Origin of the sequence: Weissella soli, from assembly GCF_001761545.1 — a bacterium.
GTDB classification, from domain to species: Bacteria; Bacillota; Bacilli; order Lactobacillales; family Lactobacillaceae; genus Weissella; species Weissella soli.
This window is the reverse complement of sequence record NZ_CP017326.1, coordinates 805,724-822,839: the sequence shown is the minus strand read 5'-3', so window position 1 is coordinate 822,839 and position 17,116 is coordinate 805,724. Positions and strand designations below refer to the sequence as shown.

The following is a 17,116-nucleotide window of genomic DNA, read 5'->3' as shown; positions in this document are numbered from 1 at the left end:
ATCAGCATGTGATACAGCATCATAATTTATAAGTAGAGGAGTTTGTATGAGTTCGAAATCGAAAAAGTTGGGCTTAGGGGCCGTAATTTTAATGATGTTTACGACCATTTTTGGGTTTGCCAATGGGCCGGTGGCCTTTGCACAAATGGGCTATGCCGCCATCATTTGGTATTTGTTAGGTGGCTTACTATTTTTTCTACCGACAGCGATGATGTACGCTGAATTTGGTGCTTCATATACCGATGCCAAAGGTGGTATTTATACGTGGATGGAAGAAGCACTGGGCCAAAAAGTTGCTTTCATTGCCACGTTTGTGGGCCTGGCTTCATGGATTACCTGGATGATTGGGGTGGCCCAAAAGGTCTGGATTCCTTTTTCAACCTTGTTTGCGGGCCATGATGCCACCCAAAGCTGGTCATTATTTGGTATGTCGAGTGGAGAAACTGTCGGCGTTTTGGCGGCGTTGTTCGTCATCGTCGTTGCGTTCTTTGTCAATCGTGGGGTTTCGGCCATCGCGCGGATCTCATCAATCGGGGGCGTCTTCGTGATGGCTTTGAATGGAATCTTGTTGCTGGCTTCCGTGGTAATTTTACTAGCTTCTGGGGGGCACTTCGCTGAACCAGTGCAGTTGCATTCATTCTTAATTTCAAGTAACCCAGCCTTCCAATCACCTTTCCAAATGATTTCGTTTGCCTTGTATGCTATTTTTGCTTATGCTGGGTTGGAACAAATGGGTAGTGTTATGGAGAATATCGATGAACCTGAAAAGACCTATCCGAAGGGCGCTATTATCGCAACCATCGTGATCGGTATTGGGTATTCGCTGTCAATCTTGCTATGGGGTGTCTCAACGAACTGGCTACATTTAAGCGCAATGAAATCAGCTAATCTGGGGAATATCACCTATGTCTTGATGAATAATCTGGGTGTGCAGCTGGGTCAATCTTTGCATTTGTCCCAGGCCACCGCGCTCTTATTAGGTGATCTCTTCACTCGTTTTGCGGGGATTGGTATGTTTATGGCCTACGTGGGTTCCTTCTTTTATCTAACTTATGGACCAATCAAGTCATTCATTCTTGGTACGCCCAAAGAATTTTGGCCAGCGCGCGTGGTGCGTTTGAATAAGCACGGTATTCCTGCAACGGCTGTTTGGGCCCAAGCCATCATTGTGGTGGTCTTAATCCTAGGAATTTCATTCGGTGGGAAGAATGCCAGCCAGTTGTACCTGATTTTGACGAATATGGGCAATGTTTCGACGACCCTGCCATATGTCTTCTTAGTTTTGGCATTTCCATTCTTTAAGCGTTTACCAAATGTGAAGCGCCCGTTTGTCTTCTTTAAGAGTGCAAAAAGTTATTGGCCAGTAACGATTTTGGTTGAGTTATTGATGTTGCTTTCAATCGGTTTGACGATTTGGGAGCCCTTTAGCACCGGTGATTGGTTTGATGGTATGTGGACGATTTTAGGCCCAGTATTATTTGCAATCATTGCCTGGATTTTGTTTGCACGCGCTGAGAAGCACGAAAAAACAAACGATTAATCTAAAAGAACGACTACGCAATTGTCTGCATAGCCGTTCTTTTTAGTTACGAGTTGATTCCCGGACAATTAATTCAGGAACGATAAGTTGTGGTTGCCAAGCGGTATTAGTTAATTGCGCTTCTAAGAGGTGAATTAACTCATTGGCAATCTGTGGTAGTGGTTGTCGGATGGTCGTCAGTCGCCGTGACGCAATTTGATCCAAATAAACCCCATCAAAGCCAATCACCGCGACATCCTCTGGAATACGGAACCCCGCATCCAAAATTCCCCGCACGACCCCCAAGCCAATCTGATCGGTTGCACAAACAAAAGCCATGTTAGGCGTCAAAGCCAGCTGCTGGACTAATGTTTCAGCCAAACGATCGTTATTAGTAATACGATGGACGTGGGGGAGATTATGGGCGGCCTGCGTCGCATCGAGATATCCTTGCTCACGTTGCCGCGCAAAGTATTCGTCCATCGTCAGCCCGATATAGTGAATATTAGTATAGCCATGCATCAATAATTGTTGCGTGGCTATTTTTGTGCCCAAGCGATTATCGACATCGACATACGGAATATCTTCGCTAATTTCTCCATAACTAACGTACGGGATGTCCAATGCCTTCAACCAGACCAAGTCATGGTGACGCGCGCCCACGACAATTAAACCATCAACATTTGGATTTAAACTTTGACGTGAGTGCCCCAATTCTAAGGTATAACCAGATTGCTGTAAGGCATCACTGATATAGATCAGCAGCTTGCCATAGTAGGGTTCTACTTGATCAACATCCTCTAACATCAAGAATTGGAACACAAACGATTTATGTTTCGAAAGTGCTAAACCGGCCCGGTTAGGTTGGTAGTTTAACGCAGTGACGGCCGCGAGCACATCCTGCCGAATTTCAGCTGAAACTAGTTCTGGATGATTTAAGGCCCGCGAAACAGTCATTTTGGATACATGGGCTAAAGCGGCGACATCTTTTAAAGTAGCCATACAATTCCCCCTCAAAAAGTACTCAATTCAGTATAGCAAAAACAAGTCATTTTTGAAAACGTTTACATCATTGTCATATATGGAATGAACAGCGTTTTATTTATGATACCGGTAACACTAGTTTTACACTTGAAAACGCTTACATGGACAGTTTATAGTTAAGACATCCAATCGGGCATGCACAAATGTTACCTAGGTTGAAATGATTATTAATTTGAGTAGCTCGAGATGGGATTTTGAGATTTTGTCGGTTCGAGAAAGGAAAGAAACATGACAAAGCAGAGTAGTAATACAACAGTCGGCAAGAAGATGCTACCAACCCTAGCACTTTCGACGTTGATGTTAATGACATTTGGTAATTTGGGAACTTCGATGGCCTTTTCATTACAAAGTGCCAATATGGGGCGAATTTTTCAAACCTTGGGCGCTGATCCAACGAAGTTAGGCTTTTTCTTCATTTTGCCACCATTGGCAGGAATGTTAGTACAACCACTCGTCGGGTACTTCTCAGATCGTACCTGGATACCAAAAATTGGGCGTCGTTTGCCTTATTTGATTCTTGGTTCAGTGGTGGCCATCATTGTAATGGTCTTGTTACCAAATTCAGGCTCTTTTGGGTTTAAGACTTCGACTGCCTTATGGTTTGGGGCGATTGCGATCTTGTTTATGGACTTGTCATCAAATATGTCAATGCAACCATTTAAAATGATGATTTCAGACATGGTTAACGATGAGCAAAAAGATTTTGCATGGTCATGGCAAACCATCTGGGGCAATATTGGTGGTGTCATTGCGAACTTATTCCCTTACATTTTCACAGCATTAGGGGTTGCCAATGTTGCGGCTGAAGGTCAATTGCCAGCATCCGTTAAGCTAGCATTTTATGTTGGAGCAATCATCTTAGCAGTTTCTGCCGCTTTCACCATTTGGAAGGTTGAGGAGTATGATCCAAAGACCTATGCCAAGTACCACGGTATCGAAGAGAACCGTGAAAAGCTCAGCATGGTGCAAATTTTGGTTAAGGCACCCAAGGTATTTTGGACGTTGGGCCTAGTTGAATTCTTCTCATGGGCTGGCTTCCAATACCTATGGACATATGGTACGGGTACTGTGGCGCAAAATATTTGGCATACAGTTGACGCAGCGTCAAAGGGCTTCCAAGCAGCCGGTAACTGGTTTGGTGTTTTGTCAGCGATTGAAACGGTTGCTGCCATTGTTTGGGGGATTATGATTTCTCGACTTAACAATAAGACCCGTAAGCCAGCGTACACCTTGGGCATGCTTTTGGGAGCTGTCGGCTTCTATCTGGTCGCAACCACGCACTCACAAGCCATGTCAGCAGTGGCCTTTGTCTTCTTGGGCATCGCTTGGGTGACGATGAACGCCATCCCATTCACGATTTTGACGAATGCTTTGGACGGTTCACATGATGGAACTTACATGGGCTTGTTCAATTCTTGGATCTGTTTGCCACAAATTGTCGCTTCAGTTGCTTCGTTTGCTTTGTTCCCAGCTTTGGGTAACTTCATGCCACACATGATTTTGGTATCTGCCGTTCTATTCTTGATCGGTGCCTTGTCAGTTTGGATTATTAAGGAAACGTCAGTTGAACACGGTTTGTAAGCAATGAATGTCGCTACGGCGGCATTGTTCAACATCACAATGAGGCATCAACATTCTCTCTAAACAAATGTCACTAAATCAAACAATCAACAGCTGATTGTGGTGTTGAACAATGCTGACCGTAGTTAATTAGAAAGAAGGATTCTATGAATTTAGCAGCCATTTACCATCGCCCGGAAAGTGAGATGGCTTATCTATATGACGAAGAGACGATGCATATCCGGCTACGCACAGCGCGCGCGGATATCGCAGCAGTGTCTTTGATTGCAGGAGATCCATATAGTTTACGTAGCCTTCCTCAAGTCGAACCGTTCTATAAAAGGCCGGTGCCGATGCAATTAATTTTATCTGACGCGCAGTTTGATTATTGGCAAATCAGTGTCACCGAACCTAAACGCCGGTTAGGTTATGCTTTTTTTATCACCGATACGGCTGGTGAAACGGTGTTATATACCGATAAGGGCTTTGTGCCAGCAACCGATGCCTGGTTAATGGATATGAATACCTACTTCCGGATGCCCTTTTTTCAAACGATTGACGCCTTCCATGCGCCAGAGTGGGTTAAGCAAACGGTATGGTATCAAATATTCCCTGAACGGTTTGCAAATGGAGATGTAAGCAACGATCCGGTCGGTACAAAGTCTTGGCGGTCAACTGATCATCCTGGTCGGCAGGACTACTATGGTGGTGATTTACAGGGCATTTTGGACCACTTAGATCATTTGGTGACCTTGGGCGTCAATGGTATTTACCTCAACCCTATTTTTAAGGCACCTTCCAATCATAAGTATGACACGCAGGACTATTTAGAAATCGATCCTGATTTTGGTGACAAAGCCTTATTTAAGGCATTCGTAACCGCAGCGCATGCTCGGGGTATCAGGGTAATGTTAGATGCAGTCTTTAACCATATGGGGGATACGGCACCTGAATGGCAAGATGTTATGACGCATGGCGCTGACTCTAAATATGCGCAGTGGTTTCATATTCATGAGTTTCCGGTTACCTACACGGCTACTGACAATTTCGAATTTGCAGCGGATGCGACCTACGATACCTTTGATTACACCCCGCATATGCCAAAATTAAATACTGCCAATCCAGAAGTACAAGCATATCTGTTAAATATCGCCACCTACTGGATTCGTGAGTTTGATATTGATGCGTGGCGGTTGGATGTGGCCAATGAAATTTCACATCACTTTTGGAAACAATTTAAACAAGCAACGACAGCCTTGAAGCCTGATTTTTACATCTTAGGCGAAATTTGGCACAATTCACAAGCCTGGTTGCATGGGGATGAGTTCTCGGCAGTGATGAATTATACCTACACGGGCGCTATCCTTGATTATTTCATCCATCATAAAATCACGGCGACTGCAATGATGGACCGATTAAATCAGCAATTGATGCGCTACCGTGATCAAACTAATCAAATGATGTTTAATGCGTTAGACTCGCACGATACTCCCCGTATCAAAACCTTAGCTGGGGATGATATGGATCTCGTGCAGCAAGTTTTAGCCTTTACCTTCGTCCAACCAGGGGTGCCATCGATTTATTACGGCACTGAATACGGCATGACGGGTGAAAATGATCCGGATGATCGCAAACCAATGGTGTGGGAGCCAGCGTTACAGGATCAGGCTATGTTTGCCTTCATGCAACGACTCATCAGTTTCCGACGGGAGCAAGCACCGCTGCTATCTGAGGGGACGCTGACGTGGCACATCATCAAGACTGACGTGGTGGCACTGACGCGGACGCTTGGTCAGCAACAACTGACGGCGGTTTTCAATGCCGGTACACAAGCAGAACCCCTGGCGGTCACAAATGTCTTGTTAGCTAATCAGTATGAGTCACAGCACTTAGCGCCACATGGTTTTGTTATTTACCAAAATTAAGAAGAGGAATTTATCATGAAACGAATTTTTGAAATCGATCCCTGGACGATCACATCGCACGAACTAAACGCTGAAGATAAGCGTCTGCAGGAATCAATCACCTCGTTAGGCAACGAACACATGGGGATGCGGGGGATGTTTGAAGAAACCTATTCTGGTGACACCCATCTTGGGGTCTACATCGGTGGGGTTTGGTTCCCTGATAAAACCCGCGTTGGTTGGTGGAAAAATGGCTACCCCTTGTATTTTGGTAAGGCAATCAACGCCGTGAATTTCACCAAGGCTAAATTCACCATTGATGGCCAAGAGGTTGATTTAGCCAAGCATGCCTATCAAGATTTTGTCGTGACATTGGATATGCACGATGGGGTTTTGTATCGCGAATTTACGGTGTTTGGCGTGCATGTGACGATTACACGCTTGATCTCTGCAGCGACTAAGGAGTTGGCAGCTTGGCGCTTTGCCTTTGAGGCTGTCGATGGGGCAACGCACCAGGTCGTCGTTGATGCTAGCATCGATGCGGACGTCGTCAATGAAGACGCCAATTATGATGAGAAATTCTGGCAGGTCTTGGATAAAAATGCTGACCAGTCAGCATCCTGGATGTCAACGCAAACCGTGCCAAATGATTTTGGGGTGCCCCAATTTACGGTGGTGGCTGAACAAACGTTTGCCGGTGATTTTACACAAACTGCGAACACTAGTACCGCCTTTGCCGTGACAAACAGTTTTGCGGCGACGGTCGGCGCTACACCGGTGGTCTTGGAGAAGCGGGTGATTGTCACGACTTCGCGTGATTATGCGGATAATGTAGCCGTGGTGGCTGGTGCCCACACGCTGTCACAGCAGGTCACGGCCCGTAGCTTTGCAGATATTTTTACCGCCCATGCCGCTGAATGGCACGCGCGTTGGGAAAAAGCCGATGTCCAAATTGAAGGGGATGTCCCAGCACAACAGGGGATTCGTTTTAACTTGTTCCACTTGTTTGCGACTTACTACGGCAATGATTCACGGTTAAATATTGGACCAAAGGGCTTCACTGGTGAAAAGTATGGTGGGGCAACCTACTGGGATACGGAAGCCTTTGCGATTCCCGTCTATCTTGGGGTCACCAAGCCAGAAGTGGTGAAGACCTTACTGAAATACCGGTATGACCAATTAGCAGGTGCTTATCACAATGCCCAACAACAAGATTTGGCGGGGGCACTTTATCCGATGGTGACGTTTGATGGGATTGAGTCGCACAATGAATGGGAGATTACCTTTGAAGAAATTCACCGTAATGCAACGATTGCCTATGCCATCTACAATTACACGAATCTGACCGGTGACCATACATGGGAACGCGGTGAAGGAGCCGAAGTGCTCATCGGTATTGCGCGTTTCTGGGCTGGTCGCGTTCATTACTCAAAGCACCAAGCGGCCTACATGATCCATGGGGTCACTGGGCCAAACGAGTATGAAAATAACGTCAATAATAACTTCTACACTAACTGGATGGCCAAGTGGGTTTTGTCTTATGCGACGGACGTATTACCAAAGATTGATGACCAAATCGCAGCCAAGTTAGCTGTGACTGATGAAGAGGTGGCTCATTGGCAAGATATTATTGCTAAGATGTGGTTGCCAGAAGTGGACACCACGGATGTTGACGGCAATCCACGCCATATTTTCTTGGCCCAGGATGGTTGGCTCGATAAGGATCTGGTCCCTGTCCGTGATTTGCCAGCAGACGAATTACCAATCAACCAACACTGGTCATGGGATCGAGTCTTACGTTCACCTTACATCAAGCAATCTGATACATTGCATGCGATGTATTACTTTCCAGATGCCTTTACCGAGGAACAAAAACGTGACAATTATCTCTTCTATGAGCCATTTACGGTGCATGAATCTTCTTTGAGTCCCTCAGTGCATTCAATTATTGCGGCTGATTTGAAGATGGAAGATAAGGCCGTGGAGTTCTACGAACGCACCGCTCGGTTAGATTTGGATAATTATAACAACGATACCAATGATGGCTTACACATCACTTCGATGACGGGTGCTTGGCTGTCAATCGTGCAAGGGTTCGCGGGGATGCGGGTGCGTGATGATCAATTAGTCTTAAATCCCTTCTTGCCAAAGAAGTGGACGAGTTATCAGTTCCGTTTGATCTACCGTGGTCGCATTTTAGAAATTAAAGTTGCCGCGGAGGATAGTACAGTGAAGCTCATCGATGGTGAGCCATTGATCATCCTGTTAAACGGCATTGAGACGGAGGTCAAGTGACATGCCTAGATTTGAAGATATCAAAGGGTTTGCCTTTGACTTAGATGGTGTTATTACGGACACAGCACGCTTACATGGGCAGGCATGGCGGCAAACCGCTGATACGGTTGGCACCCCCTGGACGGCTGAATTAGCCGAAAGTTTAAAAGGGATCTCACGACTGGAATCCTTGGAAATGATCCTCGCTGCGGGCGGTCACGCCAATGATTATACCGAGCGCGAAAAGGAAGCATTGGCTGATGAGAAAAATAAAGCCTACCAAGAACTCATCAAGACATTGACACCTGCAGATATTTTGCCTGGGATGGGTGATTTTATCAGAGATGCCGTGGCTCAAGGGTACCGTTTGTCAATCGCTTCGGCCTCTAAGAATGCCCCAGCCATCTTAAATAATCTGGGACTGACCAAGTATTTTATCGGTATCGTAGATCCGGCGACTTTGTCAGCTGGTAAGCCCGATCCGGAGATCTTTGTTCGCGCCGCCGCCGTTCTAGATTTGCCTAATGAACAAATCATTGGCTTAGAAGATTCAGCTGCGGGCATTAAGTCAATTAATGCTGCGGGGCAGACATCCCTCGGCATTGCAGCAGCTGGGGTCTTGCCAGAGGCAAAGTTACATTTTACGGCTACCAGTCAAGTCACTTTGGCAACTATTGCTACGAAAATGAATCAATAATTAAAATTTTTCAGAGTTATGCACCACGATTGGGTGCGTAACTCTTTTTTGGTTTTTTGCGTTATAATTTAGTAAAAGGGAACATTAATATGCTACCGATATACTTTTAATGATGAGGTGATAGCGATGAGTACATTGGATACACTATTAAATGACTTAAATACTTATGAAGATGAAATGATTGAAATTCGGCGTCATTTACATGAAAATCCCGAAATTTCTTTTCAAGAAAAAGAGACTCACGATTACATCTATAACTTTTACAAAGATTTAGGCTGTGACATCAAGAATGTTGGCGAGGGTTACGGTATGGTCGTTGACATCAATGATGGTAAGCCAGGCAAGAAATTAGCCATCCGGGCTGATTTTGATGCCCTGGCCATCGTTGAAGATAATGATTTACCTTTTCAATCAAAAAACCGTGGGGTCATGCATGCCTGTGGTCACGATGCTCACACGGCTTATTTAATGGTATTAGCTCGTGAGCTCAACAAAATCAAGGATGAAATTCCTGGCTCAATCCGCATTATCCACCAACCAGCCGAAGAAGTTGCTCCCGGTGGTGCTAAGGGCATGATCGCTGATGGTGCCTTGGCCGATGTCAATGACATTATCGGGGTTCACGTGATGACGAGCATGGATACTGGTGTGGTTGCTTACCACACGAAGGAATCACAAACTGGCCGTTCTAACTTTGACATTACCATCACCGGTGCCGGTGGGCATGCCTCAATGCCACAGATTTCAAATGATGCGATTGTCGCTGCAAGTTACTTTGTCACAGAATTACAAACCATCGTGTCACGGCGTGTCGACCCATTCGATACGGCCACACTCACGATTGGTTCATTTGAAGGTGACGGTAGTTATAATGCAATTAAAGATCAGGTGAAGCTCAAGGGTGATGTCCGCATGATGAAGGAGACCACGCGGACAGTGATTCGGGAACAAATTGCCCAAATTGCCAAGGGCTTGGAAATCACTTTTGGTGTGACCGTTGATATTAACTACGATGACAATTACCCAGTGCTTTATAATTCAGAAAAGTTGACCAATTTCGCCGTGGAAGCCATTAAGGAGCAAGCGATTCCTGAGGTGACGGAAGTGCTCGATCTTGGCCCACAAAATCCTTCTGAAGATTTCTCTTACTATGGTCAAGTCGTACCCGCAACATTCCTATACGTTGGTGCACGTCCCGCTGATGGTGGTAATTATCCACACCACAGCCCTAAATTTAAAATGAATGAGGATAGTATTTTGATTGCCGCTAAAACAGTTGCGACTGTTGTGATGCGCTATTTTGATACGCAAGAATAAAAGACCTATGACAAACGATGAAATAATTAATATCGCCTCTGAAACTGGCCGATTGTTGCTAATTGGGGGGGCCGAGTCTTTTCGTACCGAAGACACGGTTGAACGCATCGGTAACGCGCTCGGCCTACCATTAACGTGTTATGTTACCTTGACAGCGGTGATGGTTTCAGAAAAAAACGGTTCCAAAGCGAAGGTGATTAAGGCCAAGCCTGGTGCCTTTAATTTGCGGACCGTCGATGAAATCAATACCTTGTCGCGTGCGTTGACTGATAAAAAAATTTCAGATGTGGAATTCATCGCGCAACTCAATCAAATTAAGCACCATATTATCGATTATCCAAGCTTTTTGAAAATCATTAGTGCCGGCTTAGTCTCAATGGCACCGATGTTAGTCGCTAAAGCCACCTTTTTAGAATATGTATTGATGTTTGTGACCGGCCTACTCGGCTACCTGGCTTATTATTTAACGGCCAAGCGATCGACGACGCCGTATGCCCCAGAATTTATTGGTGGGTTTGCGATTGGTGTCTTCGCTATTTTAGGGACGCTCATTAATAGCCACGTGACGCCGAGTACGATTGTTTTAGGCGCCGTGATGCCACTAGTGCCCGGCTTAGCGATCACCAACGCGCTACGTGAAATGGTCAGGGGGGATGTCATTTCAGGCATCGTGCGCACGGTCAATTCGATGATTGTGCTGACATCCCTGGCGATCGGCGTTTGGATTGCAATCGAACTCATGAATATGATTTAGGGGAGTGGTTATGGATATTGTATGGAGTAGTATCTTAGCGCTCATTTCCAGTGTGGCCTTTTCAATTATTGCCAATGTGCCACGCCGGGCCTTAACCGGCTCTGCGATTACCGGTCTGGTGGCGTGGATTGTATATTATAGTTTGAACATCAACAACATTGGCCTTGCGATTCCGAATTTCGCTGCGGGGATCGTCATCGGTGTTTTGGGAACCTATTTGGCCCGGAAAATAAAGATCCCCGTGACGATGATTTTCATCGGCTCGTTGATCTCACTGGTACCGGGTGGGATGGCTTTCACGACAATCCAAAATGTTTCGAATACGTTAGATTTGATTCAAGGTTTGCTGAACACTTTGATTGTCGCGATGTCGTTATCGTTGGGTATTGGGTCAGCTAGTATTTTTAATAAATGGCTCTATCGCTAAGTGATATTAAATGGCATAGGATGCTTTAAGTAAATAGTAGTACCTCTAAAAATTAGGGGATAAAGTAACTGGCCAGAAAAATTTCGGTATTGTACCGAGGTTTTTCTGGCCAGTTTTGGTTTGCGCTAGCTGAACTGATTATTGCTCATCATTTTTCCTAAATTGATAGGGTGTTTCACCGGTCCATCGCTTAAACTGACGGGTGAAATGGGCCGAGTCGTTGTAGCCTAACGCGGCACTAATCGTGAATATATTGATATCAGGTAGCCTGAGCAATCTTTTTGCTTGGGCTATTTTTAATTTGGTCAGGTATTGGCGGGGTGAGTAACCGTAAATTTTTTTAAAAACACTGCCACCATAACTTGGACTGATTTGTAGCTCTTGGTAGATTTTATCGATACTGACTTTTTGGAATTTGTCGGGTACCAAAAAGTCCTCATTAAAGTAGGCGTGCACTTGATGTTGGAGTTTTGAGCGAATGCCATAGGCGATCGAGCTGGCAATTTTGAGTTGTGAGGCATCGATCGCATTTGTCGTAGCATGATCATTGGCGAATAAATTCAGAATAAATTCTGATAATGCCTTATGAATTTTTAATTCATCGATGAACGAGTATTCCATATTTTCATTGAGCAAACATCTTAATTGCTCAACTGATTTGGCCACTTCAACACTGTTTTCCGAGCCACTTGGAAAGCTCAAGATGGCTTGATTCATCAAATTTCTAACAAAGCGATCATCATCTAAATTAAAGTGAAAATTGAAGTATGTGGTCTCAGCTAAGCTTCTAGTTTCATGCCAGACATTCGGGCTGAGCACCATGATATCACCAGCATTCAGGTGAATTTGGCTGTCGAGGACCTCAACGACGATCGCCCCTTTTACTATGTAAAATGTTTCAAAAGCTAAGTGTCGTTCTAAAGGGTAGTGCCACTGTTTACTAATGGCTTGTTGATGGCCCCCAAAGAAGGTGATATTCCAATCCATTGCGGGCATTCTGATTGAGTTTTGTAATTCTTTAGTTTTAAATTTCTCCATGGGTAATCCTCAAAAAGGGCAGTTTTACAACAATTAAAGCGCTTACATTAATATCTATTATGACCCATAATAACGTTGTTAACAAGACAACAATGAATTCATTAGTTTTCAGAGGGGGAACGTAATGGAAAAACAGAACAACTTATTGTATGGCGTTGCTTATTACTTTGAGTACCTACCGTATGACCGGATTGATGAAGATATTAAGATGATGCTGGCTGCCAACATTAATGTCGTGCGAATCGGTGAAAGTACTTGGAGTACCTATGAACCAGAGGATGGGGTTTTTGATTTCAGCAAGTTGATTTATACGCTAGAAAAAATGCAACAAGCCGGGATCGCCGTGATTGTTGGCACGCCAACATATGCTTTTCCAGCTTGGTTGGCAAAGAAGTATCCCGAAGTCTTGGTCGAAAATGACGGTCAACGGCAACTATATGGTCGGCGCCAAATCATGGATATCACAAGTCCTGTTTTTCGGGCTTATGCGGAAAGAATTATTCGACGGATGCTCAGTGAAGTGATTCATTTTGACAATATCATTGGTTACCAGGTTGATAATGAAACCAAGCATTACGGTACGTCCGCTGCGCATGTGCAAGCTGCTTTCATTCAAAAAATGAAAGTTACATTTGATGGTGATTTAGCTGCTTTAAATCAAGCATTTGGTTTGGACTATTGGTCTAATCGGATTAATTCCTGGGAGGATTTTCCCAGTGTGAACGGGACCATCAATGCAAGTTTAGCAGGGGCCTTTTCAAAATTTCAGCGGGAACTCGTCACAGATTATTTAAGTTGGCAGGTTGATATTGTTAATGATTATAAGAAAGCCAACCAGTTTGTGACCCATAATTTTGATTTTGAATGGCGGGACTATTCATATGGTATCCAGCCAGATGTGAATCATTTCTCAGCTGCCCAGGCACTTGATGTGGCTGGCGTTGATGTCTATCATCCATCGCAAAAACAGCTCACAGGTGTCGAAAATTCCTTTGTTGGGGATGTGGCCAGAAATTTGAAACAACAAAATTACCTGGTTTTAGAAACGCAAGCCCAGGCCTTTAAAAGTTGGACGCCTTATCCCGGCCAACTCTACCAATTAGCGTTTAACCACATCGCTAATGGTGCCAATATGGTCGAGTATTGGCATTGGCATTCGATTCATAATTCATTTGAGACCTACTGGAAGGGATTGTTAAGTCACGATTTCCAGCCCAACCCGGTCTATAACGAAGCCAAACAAGTCGGGCAAGATTTCAAACGACTGTCCGATAAACTAGTCAACTTAAAACACGACGCAACGGTGGCGATTGTCGTCGACAATGAGAGTCTGACGACCACGTCAGATGACCGCTGGATGGAGTTTGGGGTCGGTGATCACGTCAAATATAACGACGTCTTCCGCCGCATTTATGACAGTTTTTATCGGCAAAATATTCGTACTGATATCTTGAATCCGCAAACGATTGCACTGGATCAGTATGCTTTGGTGGTTGTGCCAATGCTGTATGTGAGTGATCGTTCATTTTTACAACGATTAAATGATTATATTCATGAGGGGGGCCATGTGCTCTTTACCTTCAAGGATGGGGTGGCCGATGAGCATGTTAAGGTCCGCACGGCACTGCAACCGGCGATTATTCAAGAAGCTGTGGGCGCCCACTATCAATTGTTTGTTGATCCCAATGGCGAGAAATTACGCGATGTCAGTGGCGTTTTCCAAGATAGTGATCTAGTCATCAGTGATTGGTCAGAGTTGCTCGTCACCGATACAGCCACGTCTTTAGCTAACTATGATGATCATTGGGCCCAATATGCAGCCATTACTGAAAATCATTATGGTGCGGGGATGGCTTGGTATTTGGGTACCTGGGCGAGTGCGAGTGTCATTGATCAGTTAATTAAACATGTCGTCAAAAATTCAAATGTGGCGCCTAGCCCATATGGGGTAGCTTGGCCACTGATTGTGAAGTCGGCGGAGAACCATGAGCATGCACACATAGATTTCTTGTTTAATTTTTCTGATCAAACACAGCAAATAACGCTGCCGTTTGATGGCGTCGAACTCTTGCATCAAGAAAATATAAATTCTAATCAGCAATGGGAGTTAGCTCCCTGGTCAGTTAAAATTCTAGAAAGAAGAGATAAATGAATAATATGGTAAATGAACAAGTTGAACCACATGTAGGTCTTCGCTTCAAAAGTGCCTACTTCCTGTTTTCGTTGCTCTGGATGGCTGGACTCGCGATTGTGGCGGCCGTCTTGTTACCACAACATTTGCGAACGGTTGTTGGTGTTGCCGGTTCCACGGCGGCCTTTGGTGTCTTGAATGCTGCGACGGCCATCACCTCGCTGGTATCGAATTTGATTGTCGGTAATTTATCCGATCGAACACGGTCACGTTTTGGCCAACGCACACCTTGGATTATCGCGGGTGGCATTGTTGGTGGTCTGTCGCTGTTTGCGGTTGGTCTATTCGATAATGTTTGGTTGATTGGTATTAGCTACTGCATGAGCATGGTGGGCTTGAACATGATGATTGCGCCCGCTATGGCAACGCTTTCAGACCGTGTGCCAGAAAAAATGCGGGCCACTGCTTCTGCCTTTTATTCAGCTGGAACAACCGTTGGTACATCATTGGGAACTTTAATCGGGGCACGCTTTATTAGCATTCAAATGCCTGGGTTCATCGCAGCTGGGATTTTGATGGCCGTTGCTGGTTTGGCAACCGTTATCGTGTGGCCACATGAAAAGACAGCGCAGGATCTACCACCAGTTACGGGCGGGATCAAAGAGTTAATTGCTTCATTCAAACCACCAGTTAAGGGTGCGCGTGATTTCTGGCTTGCCTTCGGTGGTCGGTCACTACTGATCTTCTCATACTACATGATTTTAAATTACCAACTATACATTTTGCTGAGTTATATCGGACAAAGTGAAAAGTCAGCCGCTGCCACCATTTCCGTCATGTCACTTGTGACCATGGTGGTCGGTTTAGTTGGTTCATTAGTTTCAGGTGCATTGTCAGATAAATTTGGTCGCCGCAAGTTACCAGTTAACTTTGCAACCTTGTTGATGTCAATTGGTTTCTTACTGCCATGGTTGCTAAAAACACCATTTTCAATGATTTTGTTTGCCGGGTTTGCGGGCTTAGGTTACGCCGTCTATGGGGCGGTCGACCAAGCGCTAAACATCGACGTGCTGCCTAATAAGGCAGAGTCTGGTAAAGATTTAGGTATTCTAAACATGGCAACCACCTTAGGTCAGACAGCTGGGCCAATCGTTACCAGTATCCTGGTTGGTGTTGGTGGGTATAACCTAGTTTTTCCAACGGCGGTTGTCTTCTCAGTGCTTGCAATGGTATTTATTCAAATGATTAAGTCAACAAAGTGAGGAATTTTAAAATGATTAAAGGTGTTAATTTAGGTGGCTGGCTCGTCTTAGAAAAGTGGATGTCACCACAGTTATTTGCGGGCGTTGCGGCTGATGATGAATATTATTTGCCCCAAGATTTAAGTGAAACTGATTATCAGAATCGGATTGCGATGCATCGGGCAAACTTCATCACGGAAGCAGACTTTGTGCGAATCGCCAGTATGGGGCTTGATACGGTCCGCATCCCGGTACCCTATTTCATTTTCGGGGATGTGCAACCATTTATTGGGGCAATCGACTGGCTAGATAAGGCCTTTAACTGGGCTGAAGCGTACGGCTTGCAAATTTTGATTGATTTGCATACGGTGCCTGGTAGTCAAAATGGCTTTGATAATGGGGGGATTTCAGGGGTGCAAAATTGGGCCCAACATCCTGATCAAGTAGCCTTTGCGCTTTCAGTGCTGCACCGTTTGGCTGAGCGCTATGGTGACCGCAGTGGGTTGTACGGTATCGAGGTGTTAAATGAGCCGGCGACTGAAAAAATGTATCGCAATATGCTCGACCGTTACCCAGCACGGGAACCTGAGATGACCGCAGAGAATGCACCTATCACCTTTGAGTTCCTATATGATTTCTATAAAACCGCGTATGAAGATCTGCGAACGGTGCTCCCTGCCGATAAGGTCATTATGTTCCATGACGGCTTTGACATCACCCAGTGGGCTGATTTCTTCCAAAAGAATACCTTTGAAAATGTCGTTTTGGATACGCATCATTATTTGATGATTGCCGAGATTGAAACTGGTGAATTAACCTTAGATTCCTACCATAAGTACATTGAAGGGGTTGGTGATTCAATTGCTGAGGTAAAGCAGTTCGTACCCGTGGTTGTGGGTGAGTGGACCCTGTTTAATTCACTGGCGACCGGCGTTGACACCAAGGGTGGCCTCAATCCCACGCAAGAAGTCTTTGACCATGAAGTCACGGTTGACAAGGACCGGGCCTTGAAGATCTATCAGGATTTGTGGCGTTTGCAAGTTGATCAGTGGCAACGGGGGGATGGCTATTTCTTCTGGAGCTACAAGATTAACATCGATACGATCAATGACAAAGACTGGTTTGGTTGGGATTCTTGGTCACTTGAACGCTCAGTGAATAAGGGCTGGGCCGAAATTTAACATTTTTCGCAATTGAAAGGCATAAAGAG

At 45.0% G+C, this 17,116-nt stretch carries 13 protein-coding genes; 11 read left to right on the top strand and 2 right to left on the bottom strand.

Annotation, left to right across the window (positions count from 1 at the left end):
• Positions 1-46: 46 nt before the first annotated feature.
• Positions 47-1,540 carry a glutamate/gamma-aminobutyrate family transporter YjeM gene (yjeM, locus tag WSWS_RS03865; protein WP_070230046.1) on the top strand — a complete coding sequence of 498 codons (1,494 nt, stop codon included), beginning with the start codon at positions 47-49 and terminating at the stop codon, positions 1,538-1,540.
• 42 nt (positions 1,541-1,582) lie between these two features.
• Here yjeM and WSWS_RS03860 read toward each other — a convergent pair whose 3' ends face one another.
• Positions 1,583-2,521, bottom strand: a complete 939-nt coding sequence (locus tag WSWS_RS03860) for a LacI family DNA-binding transcriptional regulator (protein ID WP_070230045.1) — start codon at positions 2,519-2,521, stop codon at positions 1,583-1,585.
• 270 nt (positions 2,522-2,791) lie between these two features.
• Here WSWS_RS03860 and WSWS_RS03855 point away from each other — a divergent pair, with 270 nt between their 5' ends.
• From WSWS_RS03855 to WSWS_RS03825, 7 genes are all read left to right on the top strand, one after another.
• Complete coding sequence (locus tag WSWS_RS03855; protein WP_070230044.1) at positions 2,792-4,144, top strand: SLC45 family MFS transporter; 1,353 nt, start codon at positions 2,792-2,794, stop codon at positions 4,142-4,144.
• Between the two features lie 146 nt (positions 4,145-4,290).
• Positions 4,291-6,048, top strand: a complete 1,758-nt coding sequence (locus WSWS_RS03850; protein ID WP_070230043.1) for a glycoside hydrolase family 13 protein — start codon at positions 4,291-4,293, stop codon at positions 6,046-6,048.
• A gap of 15 nt (positions 6,049-6,063) precedes the next feature.
• The gene (locus WSWS_RS03845) at positions 6,064-8,322 is read left to right on the top strand and encodes a glycoside hydrolase family 65 protein (RefSeq protein ID WP_070230042.1); all 2,259 of its coding nucleotides are present in this window, start codon (positions 6,064-6,066) and stop codon (positions 8,320-8,322) included.
• Between the two features lies 1 nt (position 8,323).
• Complete coding sequence (gene pgmB / locus WSWS_RS03840) at positions 8,324-8,998, top strand: beta-phosphoglucomutase (RefSeq protein WP_070230041.1); 675 nt, start codon at positions 8,324-8,326, stop codon at positions 8,996-8,998.
• 126 nt (positions 8,999-9,124) lie between these two features.
• Positions 9,125-10,315 carry an amidohydrolase gene (locus tag WSWS_RS03835; RefSeq protein WP_070230040.1) on the top strand — a complete coding sequence of 397 codons (1,191 nt, stop codon included), beginning with the start codon at positions 9,125-9,127 and terminating at the stop codon, positions 10,313-10,315.
• A gap of 7 nt (positions 10,316-10,322) precedes the next feature.
• Positions 10,323-11,069, top strand: coding sequence for a threonine/serine exporter family protein (locus WSWS_RS03830; protein WP_070230039.1), 747 nt, complete (start codon positions 10,323-10,325; stop codon positions 11,067-11,069).
• Between the two features lie 10 nt (positions 11,070-11,079).
• Positions 11,080-11,496: a threonine/serine exporter family protein gene (locus tag WSWS_RS03825; protein ID WP_070230038.1), complete on the top strand. Its 417-nt coding sequence runs from the start codon at positions 11,080-11,082 to the stop codon at positions 11,494-11,496.
• A 138-nt stretch (positions 11,497-11,634) separates the two neighbouring features.
• On the opposite strand, the gene WSWS_RS03820 is transcribed toward WSWS_RS03825, so the two are convergent.
• A complete protein-coding gene (locus WSWS_RS03820; RefSeq protein WP_070230037.1) occupies positions 11,635-12,534 on the bottom strand; it encodes a helix-turn-helix transcriptional regulator in 900 nt (299 codons plus the stop codon).
• A gap of 124 nt (positions 12,535-12,658) precedes the next feature.
• On the opposite strand from WSWS_RS03820, the gene WSWS_RS03815 reads away from it, so the two are divergent.
• The 3 genes from WSWS_RS03815 to WSWS_RS03805 are packed head-to-tail and all read left to right on the top strand — an operon-like array spanning position 12,659 to position 17,087.
• Complete coding sequence (locus WSWS_RS03815; protein WP_070230036.1) at positions 12,659-14,686, top strand: beta-galactosidase; 2,028 nt, start codon at positions 12,659-12,661, stop codon at positions 14,684-14,686.
• Positions 14,687-14,691: 5 nt separating this feature from the next.
• A complete protein-coding gene (locus tag WSWS_RS03810; protein ID WP_371859414.1) occupies positions 14,692-15,927 on the top strand; it encodes an MFS transporter in 1,236 nt (411 codons plus the stop codon).
• Between the two features lie 11 nt (positions 15,928-15,938).
• Entirely contained in the window at positions 15,939-17,087 is a 1,149-nt protein-coding gene (locus tag WSWS_RS03805; RefSeq protein WP_070230034.1) for a glycoside hydrolase family 5 protein, read from the top strand.
• Positions 17,088-17,116 lie beyond the last annotated feature (29 nt).

What these genes read in the sequence shown, in the direction of transcription:
- yjeM (WP_070230046.1), top strand. Translation starts at nt 47, where the DNA reads ATGAGTTCGAAATCGAAAAAGTTGGGCTTAGGGGCCGTAATTTTAATG.
- WSWS_RS03860 (WP_070230045.1), bottom strand. Translation starts at nt 2,521, where the DNA reads ATGGCTACTTTAAAAGATGTCGCCGCTTTAGCCCATGTATCCAAAATG.
- WSWS_RS03855 (WP_070230044.1), top strand. Translation starts at nt 2,792, where the DNA reads ATGACAAAGCAGAGTAGTAATACAACAGTCGGCAAGAAGATGCTACCA.
- WSWS_RS03850 (WP_070230043.1), top strand. Translation starts at nt 4,291, where the DNA reads ATGAATTTAGCAGCCATTTACCATCGCCCGGAAAGTGAGATGGCTTAT.
- WSWS_RS03845 (WP_070230042.1), top strand. Translation starts at nt 6,064, where the DNA reads ATGAAACGAATTTTTGAAATCGATCCCTGGACGATCACATCGCACGAA.
- pgmB (WP_070230041.1), top strand. Translation starts at nt 8,324, where the DNA reads ATGCCTAGATTTGAAGATATCAAAGGGTTTGCCTTTGACTTAGATGGT.
- WSWS_RS03835 (WP_070230040.1), top strand. Translation starts at nt 9,125, where the DNA reads ATGAGTACATTGGATACACTATTAAATGACTTAAATACTTATGAAGAT.
- WSWS_RS03830 (WP_070230039.1), top strand. Translation starts at nt 10,323, where the DNA reads ATGACAAACGATGAAATAATTAATATCGCCTCTGAAACTGGCCGATTG.
- WSWS_RS03825 (WP_070230038.1), top strand. Translation starts at nt 11,080, where the DNA reads ATGGATATTGTATGGAGTAGTATCTTAGCGCTCATTTCCAGTGTGGCC.
- WSWS_RS03820 (WP_070230037.1), bottom strand. Translation starts at nt 12,534, where the DNA reads ATGGAGAAATTTAAAACTAAAGAATTACAAAACTCAATCAGAATGCCC.
- WSWS_RS03815 (WP_070230036.1), top strand. Translation starts at nt 12,659, where the DNA reads ATGGAAAAACAGAACAACTTATTGTATGGCGTTGCTTATTACTTTGAG.
- WSWS_RS03810 (WP_371859414.1), top strand. Translation starts at nt 14,692, where the DNA reads ATGGTAAATGAACAAGTTGAACCACATGTAGGTCTTCGCTTCAAAAGT.
- WSWS_RS03805 (WP_070230034.1), top strand. Translation starts at nt 15,939, where the DNA reads ATGATTAAAGGTGTTAATTTAGGTGGCTGGCTCGTCTTAGAAAAGTGG.